General features: G+C 29.0%; 17 protein-coding genes. 3 read left to right on the forward strand and 14 right to left on the reverse strand.

Features of this window, described 5'->3' with window-relative positions; translation table 11 throughout:
- The first annotated feature begins 390 nt into the window (after positions 1-390).
- A complete protein-coding gene (locus KPL38_RS12590; protein ID WP_216289483.1) occupies positions 391-1,116 on the forward strand; it encodes a polysaccharide deacetylase family protein in 726 nt (241 codons plus the stop codon).
- Positions 1,117-1,167: 51 nt separating this feature from the next.
- Here the strand turns inward: KPL38_RS12590 and KPL38_RS12595 are convergent, their stop codons facing one another.
- The 6 genes from KPL38_RS12595 to sigY form a co-directional block, all read right to left on the reverse strand.
- Complete coding sequence (locus tag KPL38_RS12595) at positions 1,168-1,935, reverse strand: hypothetical protein (RefSeq protein WP_216289484.1); 768 nt, start codon at positions 1,933-1,935, stop codon at positions 1,168-1,170.
- Entirely contained in the window at positions 1,922-2,848 is a 927-nt protein-coding gene (locus KPL38_RS12600; protein WP_216289485.1) for an ABC transporter ATP-binding protein, read from the reverse strand. The genes KPL38_RS12595 and KPL38_RS12600 overlap by 14 nt, the downstream gene beginning before the upstream one ends.
- Before the next feature lie 2 nt (positions 2,849-2,850).
- Positions 2,851-3,054 carry a PLD nuclease N-terminal domain-containing protein gene (locus tag KPL38_RS12605; RefSeq protein WP_216289486.1) on the reverse strand — a complete coding sequence of 68 codons (204 nt, stop codon included), beginning with the start codon at positions 3,052-3,054 and terminating at the stop codon, positions 2,851-2,853.
- Between the two features lie 81 nt (positions 3,055-3,135).
- Positions 3,136-3,360 carry a sigmaY antisigma factor component gene (locus tag KPL38_RS12610; RefSeq protein WP_216289487.1) on the reverse strand — a complete coding sequence of 75 codons (225 nt, stop codon included), beginning with the start codon at positions 3,358-3,360 and terminating at the stop codon, positions 3,136-3,138.
- 1 nt (position 3,361) lies between these two features.
- Positions 3,362-3,760, reverse strand: a complete 399-nt coding sequence (locus KPL38_RS12615) for a hypothetical protein (protein WP_216289488.1) — start codon at positions 3,758-3,760, stop codon at positions 3,362-3,364.
- A complete protein-coding gene (gene sigY, locus KPL38_RS12620) occupies positions 3,761-4,291 on the reverse strand; it encodes an RNA polymerase sigma factor SigY (RefSeq protein WP_216289489.1) in 531 nt (176 codons plus the stop codon).
- Between the two features lie 307 nt (positions 4,292-4,598).
- Between sigY and KPL38_RS12625 the strand changes: the two genes are divergently transcribed.
- Positions 4,599-4,880, forward strand: a complete 282-nt coding sequence (locus tag KPL38_RS12625) for a hypothetical protein (RefSeq protein WP_216289490.1) — start codon at positions 4,599-4,601, stop codon at positions 4,878-4,880.
- A 254-nt stretch (positions 4,881-5,134) separates the two neighbouring features.
- On the opposite strand, the gene KPL38_RS12630 is transcribed toward KPL38_RS12625, so the two are convergent.
- The 3 genes from KPL38_RS12630 to KPL38_RS12640 all read right to left on the reverse strand — a co-directional run bounded on the left by KPL38_RS12630 (position 5,135) and on the right by KPL38_RS12640 (position 7,713).
- Positions 5,135-5,290, reverse strand: a complete 156-nt coding sequence (locus tag KPL38_RS12630) for a small, acid-soluble spore protein, alpha/beta type (RefSeq protein ID WP_216289491.1) — start codon at positions 5,288-5,290, stop codon at positions 5,135-5,137.
- A 356-nt stretch (positions 5,291-5,646) separates the two neighbouring features.
- On the reverse strand, positions 5,647-7,041 hold the full coding sequence (locus tag KPL38_RS12635) for a L,D-transpeptidase family protein (protein WP_216289492.1): 1,395 nt from the start codon (positions 7,039-7,041) through the stop codon (positions 5,647-5,649).
- A 534-nt stretch (positions 7,042-7,575) separates the two neighbouring features.
- Positions 7,576-7,713, reverse strand: coding sequence for a hypothetical protein (locus KPL38_RS12640; protein WP_216289493.1), 138 nt, complete (start codon positions 7,711-7,713; stop codon positions 7,576-7,578).
- 137 nt (positions 7,714-7,850) lie between these two features.
- Here KPL38_RS12640 and KPL38_RS12645 point away from each other — a divergent pair, with 137 nt between their 5' ends.
- Positions 7,851-8,420 (forward strand): DDE-type integrase/transposase/recombinase, encoded by a 570-nt coding sequence (locus KPL38_RS12645; RefSeq protein WP_216289494.1) that lies wholly within the window; start codon positions 7,851-7,853, stop codon positions 8,418-8,420.
- Between the two features lie 866 nt (positions 8,421-9,286).
- On the opposite strand, the gene KPL38_RS12655 is transcribed toward KPL38_RS12645, so the two are convergent.
- From KPL38_RS12655 to KPL38_RS12675, 5 genes are all read right to left on the reverse strand, one after another.
- Entirely contained in the window at positions 9,287-10,486 is a 1,200-nt protein-coding gene (locus KPL38_RS12655; RefSeq protein WP_216289495.1) for an FprA family A-type flavoprotein, read from the reverse strand.
- 56 nt (positions 10,487-10,542) lie between these two features.
- Positions 10,543-12,450, reverse strand: a complete 1,908-nt coding sequence (locus KPL38_RS12660) for an acyl-CoA dehydrogenase family protein (RefSeq protein WP_216289496.1) — start codon at positions 12,448-12,450, stop codon at positions 10,543-10,545.
- Positions 12,451-12,745: 295 nt separating this feature from the next.
- Complete coding sequence (locus KPL38_RS12665; RefSeq protein WP_216289497.1) at positions 12,746-13,435, reverse strand: ABC transporter ATP-binding protein; 690 nt, start codon at positions 13,433-13,435, stop codon at positions 12,746-12,748.
- A 13-nt stretch (positions 13,436-13,448) separates the two neighbouring features.
- Positions 13,449-15,944, reverse strand: coding sequence for an ABC transporter permease (locus KPL38_RS12670; RefSeq protein WP_216289498.1), 2,496 nt, complete (start codon positions 15,942-15,944; stop codon positions 13,449-13,451).
- A 342-nt stretch (positions 15,945-16,286) separates the two neighbouring features.
- Positions 16,287-17,258 (reverse strand): hypothetical protein, encoded by a 972-nt coding sequence (locus KPL38_RS12675; RefSeq protein ID WP_246577950.1) that lies wholly within the window; start codon positions 17,256-17,258, stop codon positions 16,287-16,289.
- Positions 17,259-18,149 lie beyond the last annotated feature (891 nt).

Raw genomic sequence — 18,149 nt, forward strand, 5'->3', positions numbered from 1 at the left:
ACGTTATTTTTGCAAAACATAGTAATCCTCCTCTACGTACTGATTTTGATATTATTATATCATAATTACTACGTTTGGAAGTAATTACAAGCTTTTTGTGGGATAATCATGATATATTTTGTTTTTAATTTGTTGTTAATTTCAATACCAAATTATAACATTGATAAGATAACATTTTTATTTCTAGATGGATTAAATAACGTTTATTTTAAGAAATGGTTATTTATAATTTAATAAAAAAATAAAGGACTTTATAGTTATATTATTATTAAATATTTTCTAGTATATTGCATTAAATTCCACTTATTATATCGCTTGTTTTAGATAATAATAAATAGTAAGTTTAAGTTTATATATCTTTAAGCTTAACAATATTTAAAAGGGGAAAATATGAGAAAAAAAAGTTTAATTATATTTACAGCTATATTATTTATCTCCTATTTGATTAGTAGTCAAATAGCCTTAGGTTATTCTACCCTAACCAAAAACAATGACGATGAAAAAGTAATATACTTAACATTTGATGACGGACCTAGTATTATGACAGATAAAGTTTTAGATGTACTAAAAAAGAATAATGTAAAAGCCACTTTTTTTATTATTGGGAACCAAATTAAAGGTCAAGAAGCTGTGGTAAAAAGAATATATACCGAGGGACATAGTATAGGCCTTCATACTTATACACACACATATAAAAAAATATACTCCACTAGAAACGGATTTGTAGCTGAAATGTTAAAATCTCAGGATGAAATTAATTCTCTTATAGGAATTAAACCAACAATAATAAGATTTCCATCTGGCAGCAGCAAACATTTAACCAATGCTTTTTTAAAACAACTTCATAATTATAATTTAAAAGTATATGATTGGAATATGGTCATGTCTGATGGAATCAATTGCAAAACTTCTCCTGATAAATTATATAGAGAAGCAACAAAAAATACAGCTACACAACATCCTATAATCTTGCTTATGCATTGTGATTATATGCATAAAAATACCTGTAAAGCATTGCCTAGAGTGTTAAAATTTTATAAAGATAATGGATATAAATTTAAAATTATTGACAATAAAACCCCTGAAAATTACTTTCCCATTAAAAAAAATAAATAATCTATTTTAAAACATAAAAGTTCATTACAAATCATTATATTTTATCTTTTGTTACACAATATCAACCTTGTTCATTCTTCTTACCGTTAATAAAACCAAAATTACGGATAAGACAATCACACTAATAATGGTTGTTGTAAGATTTATATATTTAAACTGATTTGCTCCCTCAACTAGCTTATAGGGAATAAATTTTGATATGCTTTTTATACCTACGATTGCTACAGAAAAATAGTTTATAACTAAAACTATAATTCCGGTAATTACCCCTTTTTTGATTATGCTACTGCAAAATAATATTAAAGTTATTATAAAGAAGTAATATATTGATAATAAGGTTGCCGATATTAAAACTGATGAAAAAGCAACTGGATTGCCTTTTAATAAAAGTCCGGAGTAATAGTAATTCACTGTAAATCCAATAAATGTAAAAATAAATAGTGATAGAGTATAATTTGTTAATTTAGCAAGTACTATTCCAATTGGTAGACTCCCTTTAGAATACGGAAATATAAGTTTTTCTCTAGTAATTTCATCGCTTAAACTACCACAAGTAGTAAAAATTATTACAATAGTTACTATTTGAAATAAGTCCTTTATATAATTTTGCATACCCGTTAATTGAGTAATTGGTGGCAAAAAAGCACTTATATCTGCTGACCCCTTCGTTAGCTGACTTTTTAATATTTCAGGTAAAAGCTTGACCATAATTGGATCTGAAATTGCAAAGAATAAAAAACTTACGGCTAAAATTATATATTTATATTGTGTTTTTGATTCCAAAATTTCTTTTTTAAAATATGCTTTAAATGTGGACATCTTTATTCACCAACCTTAAAAATATTTCCTCAAGATTACTTTTTCTTAAATTAAATGCCATCAAATGATTAGGTTCTATTGCTAATAGTTGCAACAGTTTAATTCTTGCTACATTTATATCCTTAACATAAATATTAAGTTTGTTTTTATTGAGTTTCATGTTTTCCACCCAATTTAATTTAGAAAGTTTGTTTTTAAAACTTGTACAATCATCTTCAAATTCAAGATCATAAATTGGCTGAATATAATCATTTTTCAACTCTTCAAGGCCTGCAGATACTACTATTTTACCGTCTTTTACTATACTTACCTCATCACATACCCTTTCTACATCATTTAAAATATGAGTTGATAAGAAAACACTAACACCTTCATTTTTCAAACTATTAATAAATTCAAGAATTTCCATACGCCCCTCTGGATCTAAAGCTGATGTAGGCTCATCAAGAAATAATAATTCTGGTTTATTAAACAGAGAAACGCAAAGACCAAAACGTTGCTTCATTCCACCAGAAAACCCACAAAGTTTTCTGTTTCCAGCATCCTTTAAACCTACAATTTCTAAAATCTCATTAGATCTCTTTTTAATAGTTGACGTACTCATATTACTGAGGCTTCCTATAAAATTCAAATATTCATAGCCAGTCATATAGCCATAAAATACAGGATTTTGTGGGAGATAACCTACATTTTTTAAAATTTCTCTTTTATATTTGTTGAAATCTTTACCATTATACATTATTCCACCACTATTATACCCAATTAATCCTGTAAGAATATTCATAGTAGTTGTCTTACCTGAACCATTTTGTCCAAGGAACCCATGAATCTTCCCCCTTTTAATTTCAAAACTTATTCCTTTTAAAACCTCAAAACTCTTATAGTTTTTTGTTAGATTTGTAACTTTTAACATAATTACTCCCTTTCTCTACCTAAAAGTAGATAAGCAATTGGACCTAGCAATTCACCAAAAACAATTATCAAAACCCAAATCCATTTTGGAAAGTATTTAACATTATCTTTGGAAAGTTTTAATAAACAAAAAGTCATAAGGGCTAATTGAATAATAATAAGTGGAAGGAAAATTTTAAAAAGCTCTATTGTTGTTAACTTGTCCATTTTGTTACCCCCATAGTAAAAATAAATTATTTTATATTACATTGATTTAACGAATAATAATATAAAAAGTTCACTATTATATTATTTTTTTATCTTTTTATTTTTGTTGAATATTACTCTAGTCACTATTAAATATACAATTAAAGATTCCGGTATGTTTATTAGTCCTACAATTCCCCAAATCCAATAGAACTTTTCTCCACGTTTTTTTGCATCCTTAAAAATCCAAGCAGCTTGAAACAATAAAAATGGTGCTATACAAATCAAAACAATAATTAATGATTTTGTATCTAATTGTGGATGCATACTAATTACCTCCAATTTTTAATTGTTTTGCTAATGGGATCACTAGTATAGGAATAAAAATCAATGTTGATAACATATAATACATAAAAAACTTTTCACCAAAATAAAATGTTAAAAGAATTAAAGACGAAATAACTAACAAAGATAAAGCTATAAAACATGTAAATTCTAAAGAATTCCTTTTAGTTTGTTTTATCATTTCTCCTTTTTTAATAATTTCAAGTATATCTATATTACACATTGGGGTATCTGTTTTTAAAATATTCATTTTATTTAAAGCTAAATTTAACTTATCAGATAAAATAGTTTCTTCAGCAGGCATGTTTTCTTTGACTTCATTTGGAAGTTCATTATAATATTTATCAATGACTTTTTTGTACATATTTTCTGAGTTTTTCATTTAAATTAGCCCCCTTCTATCCATCTCTGAAATAATATATTTTATACAATTATGAAGTCTTGAACGAACAGTCCCTATAGGGCATTTCAAAATTTCAGCAATTTCTTCATATTTATAACCATAATAATGTTTTAATATAAAAACGGCTCTCTTTTCATAGGGTAGCTTAATTAATATTTCTTTAACTGCATTATATTCAATATTAGAAATTAAGGATTCCTCAGGGCCACATTCCTTCGTTTCAATAGTCTCATCAATTAATTTTAAATTTTTAGTCTTTCTGAGAAAATCTCTGTATAAATTTGTAGCTATGGTTATGAGCCATGTAGAAAACTTAGCTTTAGGAACAAATTTTTTAATATTAATAACTGCTTTTAACATAGTTTCTTGAACTATATCTTGAGCAATATCACTATTCCCCGTCATTTTTATCACATAACCCTGTAATATTGGATAATTGCCACAAAGCAAAGTATTTAAAGCACTTATATTTCCAGATTTAGCTTTTTCAATTAAGTTTTTATGATCCAAAATCTCACCACGCTTTCATATAAATTAAACATTTATTATTAAAAATAGTTCATTTATTCACCATTAAATTTTTGTAAAATTCAGTAAAAAAGCATTCAAGATAATATTTTATTATCTTAAATGCTCTTATTTTTTGAAAATAAAGTATGCCTATATAGTGGCTATGAACATTATAACCTAAATATATATATAGACTAATATTAATTGAATAAAGAAGTTTGAAATGACATTTCTTATTTTTTTGTCTATATGATTTTTCTATGAATATAATATAATATAATCGAATAATATTTAGAGGTGATATTATATGAAAAAAATAGAGGATTACACACCTGATGAATTGGTTGCATTAACATCAATAATAGGAATTTTAATTGGTCGTAAGTTTACTGCTCCACAAAAACTTGCTGTGGCTAGCATTTTTTCTGGTATAGCTCAAATTCTCGTTATAAGTGTGGCTCAGGAAAATCTCATAGCAAGCCAAGAGAATGCGGATATTAATTTAGATACTACCAATAAGAATTTACAAAAACAAATAGACGAGCTTAAAAAACATATTGAAAAATTAGAGGATGATAAAAATATTTAATTATTGACCAACTAAAATTGATTATTACTTCAGGAGTTTTTTTATTATGTTTTCATTTATTTTATATTATACATTAGTATTATGTGCGAAATCTTATGTATGTAGTTTTAGTTGTATATTTTATACATAATTTATTATTAAATTCAATAGACTATATATATAGGCCTAATAAATTATTATATTATTACATTTTTAGATGTTTTGATTACTTTAGATTAGGAAGATATCAAATGACATCTCCCTTTTGCAGATATTTAAAAAGGCTTATTTTTATTTTTCCCTGATTTTTTAAACTCTTTAGAAAATCCTATTTCATTAGCAGTTTCTACTTTCACTTTATATGATTCTTTTTTTGTTTTTTTACCATTATTTTTGCTTTCTTGATTATTTTTTTTGTCTATATGCGACACTTCAAACTCCTCCTTATATTAATTAAGAGTATAAAAATATTATTAATTACTAACTCTTAATAATCGATATACCTATACTAATATAACCAAATTTATAAAGTCTATGTGAGGAAACCGTTATATATTAAATATATATCACTAAGTAACGTTGTCTTTTAAGTCTCTAGTTTCTCACAAAAAATCCTCAAAGCTTTGACTATTCTTAAAATAATATTCTATATATTTAATAATTCTACTAAATTAGGAACAATAAGCTTAAAAAGCTTAAAACTGTTTTCACAATTCTAAGCTTTATTGTAATGTATATCAGAGTTATTTTTATTTCTGTTAGCAAAACACATTTTATTAAATTACTATTAATAACAAACAATTGCAGTATTCGCATCAATATTATCATATATCGTCTTTGCTAAACTAGCTGGCGAGTTTATACAACCATGAGAACCATTTTTTAAATATATACTCCCACCAAACTTATTTCTCCAAGTTGCAGGATGTATACCAATGCCCCCATTAAATGGCATAAATTCAGCTACAGGAACACTATACCCCTCGCCCCTTAACATGGCATCTTTTTCTTTATATTTTAATTTATAAACACCTTTTGGTGTTGCATCATTTATACTAACATTACCAGTAACAACATCTCCTTGTACAACAAGAGAACCATTCTTATAAAACCATAAATGCTGATTTGTCATATTAATTTCCACATAGGTATTTCCAATATCATTAACATCATGAGATGCAGCAGTTTGAGTATAATTTGGCTGCTTTGTTATAGTTTGTCCATTTTTTATAGCAGCAATTAAATCTTTTATTTCTCCACTACGATCAACCAACCATCCATAATCTCCACCACTAACCTTTACCGTTGTTCCGAGTGATGTAGCAAAATTTCTTTCCTTACCAAATGTATTATACTTGTCGTCCAATTTTCTTACATAACTTTGAATTTTTTCTTTATCAAATGTAATTTCAAGATTTTTGTTAACTCCAAGCCAGTTATTTACTATAGAACCATCTATAACTTGTTTACCTCCAGTAAATGTATAGGTAACTTTTGAGGATGTATACTTATTAAGCAAGATTTTAGTATTTTTAACCTTTTGTGAAGTTGAAGTATATTTAGGATTTATGTAATAATTTTTTGTATACAAATTCAATGTTGCATCACCCTTATTAATTGCATTTACAACACCTGCATACAAAGACTTTTCATTTACTTTATTTCCCATAACTTCTTTTACAATAGCATAACCCTTATCTGAATATTTAAAACTAGCATTTTGTGGTTCAATTATTTTCTTACTATCAAAACAAGAAAGCTTATCAAAATGTTCTTTTAAAAGTTTATCATCATAAGTCACTATTCCATCCATCTCAGAAGCTTTTGTATTAAAAATAGCAAAAATCCATGCAAAAGAATTCTGATTGTCTTTTAAAACTTGAATTTTATCCTTTGCATTATATTTTAAAGCAATGTCAGTACCATTAATCTTTTCTTTCACACCGTTTCGTTCTTTAAGTTCCAGTGTATATGTTTTTGATTTCATTAATAGCTCTTTATCTACTTCCCCTACAGTTTTACCTGAAGCATTAATGCCATTAATTACAGAACCAAAATAAAAATGATTGCTAAAAAACATTGATATACCAAAATATAGAACGAGAATAACAGAAAAAGAAATAATACTAACTTTTATAATTTTTTTGTGATTGTTATTGTGTATTGTTGTTTGTATTTCCATACGACACCTCTTTTAATTTAAAATTGCATGTTAAAAATATTCTAATAAATAATAATATAAAAATAGTAAAATGTAAATCATTTGTATTTTATTATTATATATGAATAGAAATATATAAACAATATACTATTGGACTATGTATATATTGGGATATTAGTTTATTTTTAATTAAAATGAGCCTAAATCAATTTCTAAATCAAAATTTATAATTTGCTTCAAAATGTCCCTAAATTACTTTATAAATCATAATAAATATATAATATTTCTTATAATTTGCATTAGATTTATAATGAATAAAATGCAGTTTTTATCATAAAATGTAAACCGAAATATTTTTAGTTTTACTTCTTAGCTCGTATTTATTCTACTCCTTAATTCACTATAATCTATAATTAGGTAATACTTTTTAGTAAATTACATCTTCACAAATAAAACAACCCATATTAATTATAGATACAAGTTGTTTTATTAAAAATATATTGGTATTTTATTATGCCTTAAAACTTAAATACCATTAAACATTATACAAACTAATCACTCCTCGTGCTCCGCTTTATATTTAAGCCAACATTTAAGACATAACCTCACAATTTTTGTTTCATCAATTTTTCTCATTTCAACCAACTCATTAATATGTTTTTCAACACCACAATAATCACATGCACAAATCATTTTTTACCCCCTATTTAAAATCAGATAGTGTAAACACTATCTCTGTTTTATTTATTTAAACGCTTGCTAGTGCAAGCGTTATAGCTGTTTTTATAATAAAAGAACAATGACCCCCTCTATATGCTCCAAAATATGATATGACAAGCCCTAAATATAAAAAACTTACTGTAGATAAACACAAATTCAAACTCCATTACATTTATCGTGAGTTTACCACTAATTACTTTGATGTAGATTTATTTTCTATGCCAAAATGTGCTAAACCCCTTAAATTCAGAAACTTTTCCTCTCATGTAATGGGCCTTTGTTTAACATACAACATTAATTTAGGACTATCTACACGCCGTACGGTGCTTGCTCTATGGGAAATCCATGGTGTTAAAATATCTCATGTCATGGTTAGTAGATATGCCATTACAGTTGCCGCTTTAGTTAAACCCTTTGTTGATAATTATGACTGTAAACCTACTGATTATCCCGCTGCTAATGAAACATATACTAAAGTAAAAGGGACTACCCAGTATATCTGGCTTGTTATGGACGCCATCAAGAAATCAATCTTAGGTTGCCAAGCATCTTATAGCCAGGATGCTTGGCCATGTATTTTAACTATACGTATGGCATTTGATAAGTTTAAAAAGTTTCCTAGTGAGTCTCTTAAATTCATTGCTGATGTATATACCGTATATAAACTTGCAGAGCAATAGTTTAAACTTAATAACTTTGATTTCAACGTAATTCAAGTAATTGGACTTACTAATGCTGATACTGTTACCACTGAGTATAGTTGGGTTAAACAAATAATAGAGTGCCTCAACAGAACATTTAAATTCTCCTACAGGGTTACAAATGGTTTTAGTAGTGAAGAACGTTCCAACACGCACTTAGCCCTACTTGTAGCTTATTACAACTTTCTCCGTCCACATAGCTACGCTTATTGGTGACCATTAAACTCAATTCCTGAACTCGAAAAGATCTCCACCATGCCAGAAAAATGGCAAAAGCTAATTGAACTTTCGCAACAACTTGAATAGCTTAATTTAGAATTTCTATCATAATATAATAAAATTAACTTTTCTTGTCAGCATTTCTAAGATTGAGCAGTCTGAACAGGTTAATTTGTGTTTCTTTTTATTATTCATAGAAAATAAATTTTGTAAATTTTAGGAACTTAGCTACAAATAAAACTGCATTGTATTTCTTCAAAACATTTTTTTACTTTTCAACGTGCAATTAAAACCCTAATATTTACATTCTTGTTTTTTCATAAATTAGTTAACACTATTTAAAATAGTGTCATTATACCTTTTTTGGTTAATTTTAGCAAGCTCATTTAATATAGCTTCAGACCTTTTTGTGATTCGTCTGCTTATGACATTTCTTGATTTTCCTACATGCTTATAAATCAATATTTAATAATTTAAAAAAATAACTTTATATAACTCTCCCAGAAATCAGTAATTGAAAATGTTAAAAGAAGTAATCCTTTTTATCTAAATGTTACTTCTGAACATATTCGTATATTCTATATAATAGAATTGATTTTATATATAGTTAATACTATCTTCTAAAATTATTTCATTGACTTGATAATGCTTTCAGCAATGGCATCCATTGAATCTACATCATCTTCTTTCATACTAGAGTTCAATGACATCTCATTATCTAAAATAGTCATTTCTTTCATCTCACCCAAAAGTTCACGCATCAATTTTCCGGATTGAGGAGCCCATGAACCATTCTCTATAAGAGCAAACGTACGTTTTTGAAGATTTAATGCTTTCATATCCATTATATAAGCCAGCATTGGTGGATAAATCTTCAAATTGTAAGTTACGCATGCGAGAACCACATGACTATATTTGAATGTCTCAGAAATCAAATAAGAGACATGAGTTTTTGAAACATCGTACATTACAACATTCGTCATTCCCTTTTCCACGAGTCTTGTTGCTAGGTTACTTGCAGCGGCCTCCGTATTACCATACATTGTTCCATAAACGATCATTACGCCATTTTCCTCAGGCACGTATCTACTCCACTTGTCATATTTATCAAGCAAGTACCCTAAATCATTACGCCATACTGGCCCATGTAAGGGACATATAATTTTGATGTCAATAGTGCCAGCCTTTCTCAAAAGATCCTGAACGTGAGGACCATACTTGCCTACAATGTTTGTATAATATCTTCTGGCATCGTCAATCCAATCACGACCAAAGTTCATTTCATCATTAAACAGCTTACCATTTAAAGAACCGAATGAGCCAAAGGCATCAGCAGAAAATAGTACACCATTTGTAATATCATATGTTACCATAGCTTCTGGCCAATGTACCATTGGCGCTGCTACAAATGTAACATTATGTTTTCCAAATGACATAGTATCTCCTTCTTTGACTTCCATTACTATACCATCGATATCAAACCCAAACTGATGCATGAACAATGAAGCTTTTTGGGTGCATACAATCTTCACCTGTGGATAACGAAGAATAATCTCTTCAATACACGCTGCATGATCTGGCTCCATATGGTTAATTACCATATAATCTAAATCTCTTCCCTTTAAAACCGATTGAATATTCTCGATGAGCTGGCGGCAAATTGACCAGTCCACTGTATCAAAAAGTACTGTCTTCTCGTCCATTAACAAATAAGAGTTATAGGAAACCCCTCTTGGAATGGGATGAATGTTTTCAAAAAGGGCAAGACGACGATCACTTCCGCCAACCCAATAAAGGTACTCAGTTATTTTTCTAACACAATACATAGATATAATCCTCCTCTACATTAAAAACGCATTGTTTTATTTAATTATTATAGTAATTATACTTCTATAAACATATCTTTTTCTTCACCACAAACAGGGCAAGTCCACTCCTGTGGTATGTTTTCAAATAGAGTACCTGGGGCTACTTCGCCTTCAAGATCACCCATGCTAGGATTATATTCATAGCCGCATCCATTACACACATAATGTTTCCAAGTTGGAATAACTTTACTCGGAGCTTTCGACTTCATCTTCACCATTGGTGGAGCGTCCTTCTTTGGTTCTCCGTTGTCTAAAGCCTCAGTGAGAAGTGGCAATATTTCCATTAAATCGCCAACTATACCATAGTCTGAGTTTTTAAAAATTTTCGCATTAGGATCGATATTTATAGCAACAATTGTAGACGCATCCTTTATACCTTTCAAATGCTGACCTGCACCCGAAATACCACATGCAATGTAAAGATTTCCCTTAAATTTTTGACCAGACATACCAACATAACGATTGAGTGGTAAATATTTAAGAGTTTCAGCTACTGGACGTGAAGATCCTATAGCTGCACCAGCTTGAACTGCCAAATCTTCTATAAGCTTCATATTTTCTTTTCCCCCTATACCCAGTCCTACACTGACAACTCTTTCAGCCTTAGTAATAGGAGTATCCATTGGAATCCCAACTGTAAAATCATATTTATCTGTCTTAAGAGCTTCCACAAGTGCATTTACTTTTTCACTCGCAGTTCCATCCTTAAAGATTACTTTCTTACGATAACCTGTTGCAGGTCCACGTTTAGTAGTTTTACCTGTGTTCTCGTTTTTCGGCATCCTACCGATGATATGAGAAGCAATAACAACACGATGAATCTCATTAGTTCCTTCATATATTGTACAAATCTTAGCATCCCTATAAGCACGCTCAACTTCCATACCTTTCAAATAGCCATTTCCGCCAAATATTTGAAGAGCGTCATTTACAATCTCAAGACAACTGTCGGAAGCGTACTGCTTCGCCATAGCAGCTTCCATACTGTACTGCTCATGATTTTCTTTAAGCTCTGCCGCACTATAAATAAGTAATCTAGCTGCGCGGATTTTTGTTGCCATATCTGCCAGTTTAAAAGCAATAATCTGCTGCTGACAAATAGGTTTTCCAAATTGAATCCTTTCTTTCGAGTATTCCAGAGCATTCTCATAAGCACCTTGTGCAATGCCCAAAGCTTGAGCTGCAATACCAATACGACCACCATCCAAAGTTGACATAGCAATCTTAAACCCACTACCCTCGTCTCCTAATAGATTTTCCTTAGGGACTTTCACGTTGTTAAAAATCAGCTCTGCAGTAGCAGATGAACGAATACCCATTTTGTCATAATGTTTACCAAAGCTAAAACCTTCAAACCCCTTCTCCACAATAAATGCGCTCATACCACGAATACCTATATCTGGCGTAGTAACTGCAAAAACAATATAAATATCGGCCTTGCCTGCATTTGTGATAAAGATTTTTTCGCCATTCAAAATGTAATAATCACCTTCAAGGACAGCAGTCGTCTCCGTACCACCGGCATCACTACCAGCATTTTCTTCGGTAAGACCGAATGCACCAAGTTTCTCTCCCTTTGCTAGTGGCACTAAATATTTTTGTTTCTGATTTTCTGTTCCGAAGGCTGAAATTGGGTATGTACCCAAAGATGTATGAGCAGAAAGAATTACGCCTGTTCCACCGTCTACTCTTGATAATTCCTCAACCGCAATTGCATAACTGATTATGTCAAGACCTGCTCCGCCGTACTCTTTGGAATATGGAATTCCCATCATCCCCATATCAGCTAATTTATTAATTGCGTCCATAGGAAATTTATTCTCTAGGTCTAACATAAATGCAATAGGTTTAACTTCCTCCTCTGCAAACTCTCTGATTTTTTTTCTCAAATTTTCATGTTGATCCGTAGACTTAAAAAACATAAATATGCCTCCTTTAAATTAATATAGTTTCTTTTTGCCTTTAATCATCAAAGTATCACATTGTATAAAACTGTTCACTAATAAATTTTATACACAACAATCACCTTATAACTTTATTATACTTATTAACATAATATTACTAAATATCTAGTGATTTAAAAACACAAATATTACTTAATACAATGAGAGTAAAACTATGCCAATCAATAGAATCAAAAAAAAAGCAAATAAGAAGAAAAAATATCTAAAGCTTAGATATTTTTCTTCTGATTTGCTATAATATATATTCTACTACTTATTCCGCAAGTTCTTCCCTCTCCACTATTTCTCCATCAATTAGTTTTATAATCGATGTGCCATATTTTGCAGCATCTGACGAATGAGTTACTTGTATCAATGTTTTCCCATATTCTTTATTTATCTTTTTAAATAATTTCATTATATCTGTTCCATTTTTTGAATCAAGGTTTCCGATAGGTTCATCCAAGAATATTATTTCTGGTTCAAAAATTAAAGCTCTTGCTATAGCGACCCTCTGTTGCTGTCCCCCTGATAATTCCCTTGGAGTAAGTTTTCTCTTATCTTGCATATCAATTATATCTAGTATTTCGTCTAACTTTTTATTATAATTTTTAAGCTTCTTGCCACCCAATATGATCGGTAACAATATGTTATCTTCTACACTTAGGTTTGGCACTAAATTATAAAATTGGAATACAAATCCTAGCTTATTTCTTCTCATCCAACTTATTTCTTTTTTCTTTATTGTGCTTATGTCTTTACCATCTATGCTTACTGTCCCTGAAGTTGGTTTATCTAAGCCACCAAGCAAATACAAAAGGGTAGACTTACCCCCACCAGATGGTCCCATAATTGAAATAAACTCTCCTTTTTCAACGTTGAAGTTTATATTTTTTAATACCTTAACACTTTCTTTTCCTACTTTAAATGATTTATTTAAATTATTAACTTCAATTATACTCATAATACTTCCCCCTTTATTCATACTTTAATTCATTTATTATTGATAATTTATTGCTCTTAAGCATTATTGGCAATGATCCTAATACTATTAATACTAAAGCTGCTACTGCATATATTGGTACAGATTTAATATCTAAAACTATATGCATTGGCATTTCCATTGCAGTCATAGTCTTAGTAAGTAGTGACAATCCTAAATAGCTGTAAGGAATAGCTATTACTACTGACCACACTACTGAAAATACTGACTCCCAAAGTAACATTCCATTTCTAGCACCATCTGACATACCTACTGAGCTTAAAACAGCCAATTCTCTTTTTCTTTGTAAAAACCCGATTGTAATATTATTTAGCACTCCGAGTGCCGCTATGAATATTGCTAAATATGAAAATATACTTAAAATATTAACTATCATTTGATTTTGATCCAAATTTCGCTTTTGAAACTCGTCCCTTGTAGTTGCAGTTGCTCCAAAATTTTTAACAACGGTCTTTAATTGTTTTTTAACAATCTCTGGTGACTTAGTAGTTTTAAATGCTATTTGATTAGCTTCGATAACATTAAATTCTTTTTTCATAACATCATTCTTCATTAGTACAAATTGACCATTATTGTATACTTTGCCATCCATTGTTCCTATGATTTTAAGATTCTTTTTTATGTCATTTACTTCAATTGTAATTTTATTTCCTACATTTACATTGAGTGCTCTTTTAAGCTTGTCGGTAATAATAATTTCACTGTCTGTGGACTTATCAAACTTTTTATACATATCTCTATATTTGTCACTATCTAATTCTAAATACCCATTAAATTTCTGATATTTTTTGCTATCTATTCCTTCAAGAACAATCATTGTATCCTTGTTCGCACTGCCCATTACAAGCTTAACTATTTGAATACTATCCTTATTGACATTTTTATTATCTTTTATTTTAGAAATTAATTTATCCGTTACACTCACGCCTTGGATTCCGGATACATCTTTAATTCCTGATACAGAAACATCAAAGTCCATCTGTTTATATGCTCCAGTAACTACATCCTTCATACTTGTCCCTATGGATGTAATCATAAATATTGATAACATGGAAATTACTATAAGCGTAATATTACCCATAAGCACCTTTGAAGTTCTTAAATTGTTAAGAGCAAATACTATGACCTTACTTCTTCCTCTAAATATCTTGTACAATACATTAGTTACTAAATCTATTACCTTAGGATACACAAACACAAGACCTATAATAGATGCTAGTATAAATATACTGCTTAATGTATTAACCCAAGGTGTATCAATTGAGTTTACAAATATCGTAACTACCAATATAATAGTTCCAATAATAAATTTCACCCATCCAATGTGAATTGATATATTCACATTGTTTAATATAACTTCTTTAACTTCTAACTTTCTTATTTTTATTATCGGAACTATTGCTGATATGCAAGAGAATACTATTGCAAATATTGCCCCTATAACAAAATATATTGAGTTTACTGAAAACTTTTCTATTATTCCATAATTCTTTAATGGTGATATAAAATAATTAATTAAATACAGACCTCCATAACCAAGGATATCTCCAAAAATTGCTCCTACTATTCCGTATCCTATACTCTCGAGTAAAAGTATCTTTTCTACAGTCCAGTTTGTTGCTCCTTGACTTAAAAATGTTCCTATTACAGGTAATCTCTCGGTTATGGTTAATTTAAACGAACCATATATAATTATTGCACTCATAAATAATACTATAGCAAGCATTGCATATAATATTTGCGTAAATGAACCAATTTGCTTTTCAATAGATGCCGCATCATACAGTTCCTTTGCAACAAATTGTGTATTGTTTTTATTAAATTTATTTATGCTTTCATTTGGATTGTTTAATGATTTGTTTGCTGTTACATAGTTATATTTTCCTTCCATTTTGAATTGCTGTGCTACATATTTATATGGAACTATTATTTGATAGTTCGTTTTATTATCATTATAGAAAGCGCCCTCATTGGCACTTATAGCTACAACTTTATACTTTTTGCTTTCTCCTGCTATAAATAATTCTAATTCATCATTTATCTTTAATTTTTTTTCCTCAGATGTTCTTTTGGAAATTATACACTTTTCTCCAGTAAACTTACTTAGGTCACCTTCAATTAAATTATCTTTGTTTATGTTTTTCTCTTCCTTACCTCTAATGGTTACATTATTTGTTTCATCCCCATTAGTTGTTGCTGATAAATCAATCTCACCATTTATATTTTTAACTCCAACTTCTTTTATGGCTTTCATATTAAAGAAAGGCACAGTTTTCTTAGATGTTATAGCTATTTCTTTCCCCTCAAATGATTCCATCATCGGTTTTTCAAAACTATTAATTGCTATTTTAACTGTTCCTGAAACCGTTACTAATAACCCTGTACTCAATGCTATAGCCAAAATCAACAAGCAAAATCTAGCTTTCTTTTCTAACATGCTTTTGACTATATATTTAAAAAATATTTTCACGCCATTTCCCCCCAACTAATATAATCTTCAATAGTAATCTTTTCTAATCCACCATTCTCATTCACGACATGATATATCAATCTACGAATTGATATACTTGATTATTCCATATATGTGTTTTTACAGGTACAATATAAATTTTCTATTTAATTATACTATTTTTACTGTAAAATGGATATATATATAAGAAATCTATGTTACATAGAATATCTGTAAATAAAAAAATAGAGTTAGTAGATAATATTTATCTACTAACTCTATCTCACTAACTTGCTACAACTATACTCATATCAGTAATAGCTACTTTAACATATTTAATACCAAACCACATTATAATAAAAATTAGTTACCTGTAGTTGTTCCTCCGGTTGTACTTGGAGTTTCAGTTGTTCCTCCTGTTGATGCTTTTGTACTTGGAGTTTCAGTTGTTCCTCCTGTTGATGCTTTTGTACTTGGAGTTTCAGTTGTTCCGTTTGTTCCACTTGTTCCTGTTGTACCCGTGGACTGTTTAGGAACGACAGTTTTTACAGTAGGAGTTGATTTATTAGTAGATGTTCCTTTGGAATAAACTTTTGTGAAAACTCCAACAATCATAACTAAAATAATTGATGCGATAATTATAACTGTCTTTTTATGCTTACTAAGTTTGCTATTCTCAGGAAGTAAATCTTCATTTTTTTTGTTTATTGATCGTTCAGCGTTTGTGTTCTTACTCTTATCCGTTGTACGATTGTCTTTTTTATTAGAACCTATTGATTCAATTTTTTCCATTTCCTTTAAAAATATCTCTTTTGCATTTTTAGGTATATTACGCAATAACGATAATATTCCCCTTTGCTCTGAAGAATCTATCTCCTTAAAATTTTCAGGTGATCTAATTACAATAACAGGCTTATTATTTACTGAATATTGATTCTCTTCATATATTGTAACTGAAAACTCATCACCCTTACTTATAAACGGGATATAAACCTCCAAAATGCTACCTTTTATTGAAGACTCAAATTTTAAACCTTTTGTTATTCTGGCGCCAGTACTCTTTAAATTAGTTTGTGAACTTTGTATATTTATAGTTAACTCATGAATTGTTCTACTTGATGGGTTCTTAACAGTGATAATGTATGCACTATTTTCTTTGCTATTCTTTTCTGTAGGTTTACCCTTTCGTACATTACATAATATTCTAGGTCCTAAATTTCTATAATAATCTAGCAGTAACCCAGATGCAAATGATATTATTATAGTTATAATTGCAGTTTTAATTATATTTATCAAATTAATTTTCCCTTCCTCGCTTTTAACTATTTTTTCCATTTAAATAGTTATTTATTCATTTTCATTAAATTATAAAGTAGATAGATATTTGTGTCAAGCTTAAATATTAATAATACATTAAATCTAATTCTCCAACTTATTAATTTTTATTTTATATGACGAAGAAAAAGACCTATATTTCTATAAGTGCCTTTGGTAACCTCTTTATACTAGTTTATATTTCAAAACCGTTGTATCCAACTTCCTGCCTACCTAAAATCACTTTAGCTGCCACAATATTTTTATCTATATTTAAAAAATTGCCTTCACATACACACACAATTGAATTAGACATATTATCATATGTTACTTTATTTACCACTGAATTGTGCTCTAATGCTATTTAAAATAGCATATTACTCTTGTTGTTGTGTTTCCATTTCAGTATTTTTTTGTAAATTGCTTTCATTAGTTCTCTGTCAGCCATTAACATCACCTCTCATTATGTATTACCATTTAATTATACCACGACTGTATTATCTAAAGTACTACTATAATGATTATTATAAACTTTAAACTATATAAGTACATTAAAAATTGAAATAATTAATTACTAAGTTATTTCTTTTTAAAAATTGTATCTTTATATATAATAAATAGCCTATTATTAAAAGAGTTATTTTATAACCATTTATGAAAATTGTATAAATGTGTCATAGTGAGGCATAAAAATAAATATAATAAAGCTGCGTTGAATAATACTATTACTAAAAAAAAATCTAACATTTCTTTATCATGTTAGATTTAATTCTATGACCTAAACAATATAGTAACAATTACTATGATTATCCCACAAAAAGCTTGTAATTACTTCCAAACGTAGTAATTATGATATAATAATATCAAAATCAGTACGTAGAGGAGGATTACTATGTTTTGCAAAAATAACGT

Source organism: Clostridium psychrophilum (assembly GCF_018861705.1).
GTDB classification, from domain to species: Bacteria; Bacillota; Clostridia; order Clostridiales; family Clostridiaceae; genus Clostridium_AD; species Clostridium_AD psychrophilum.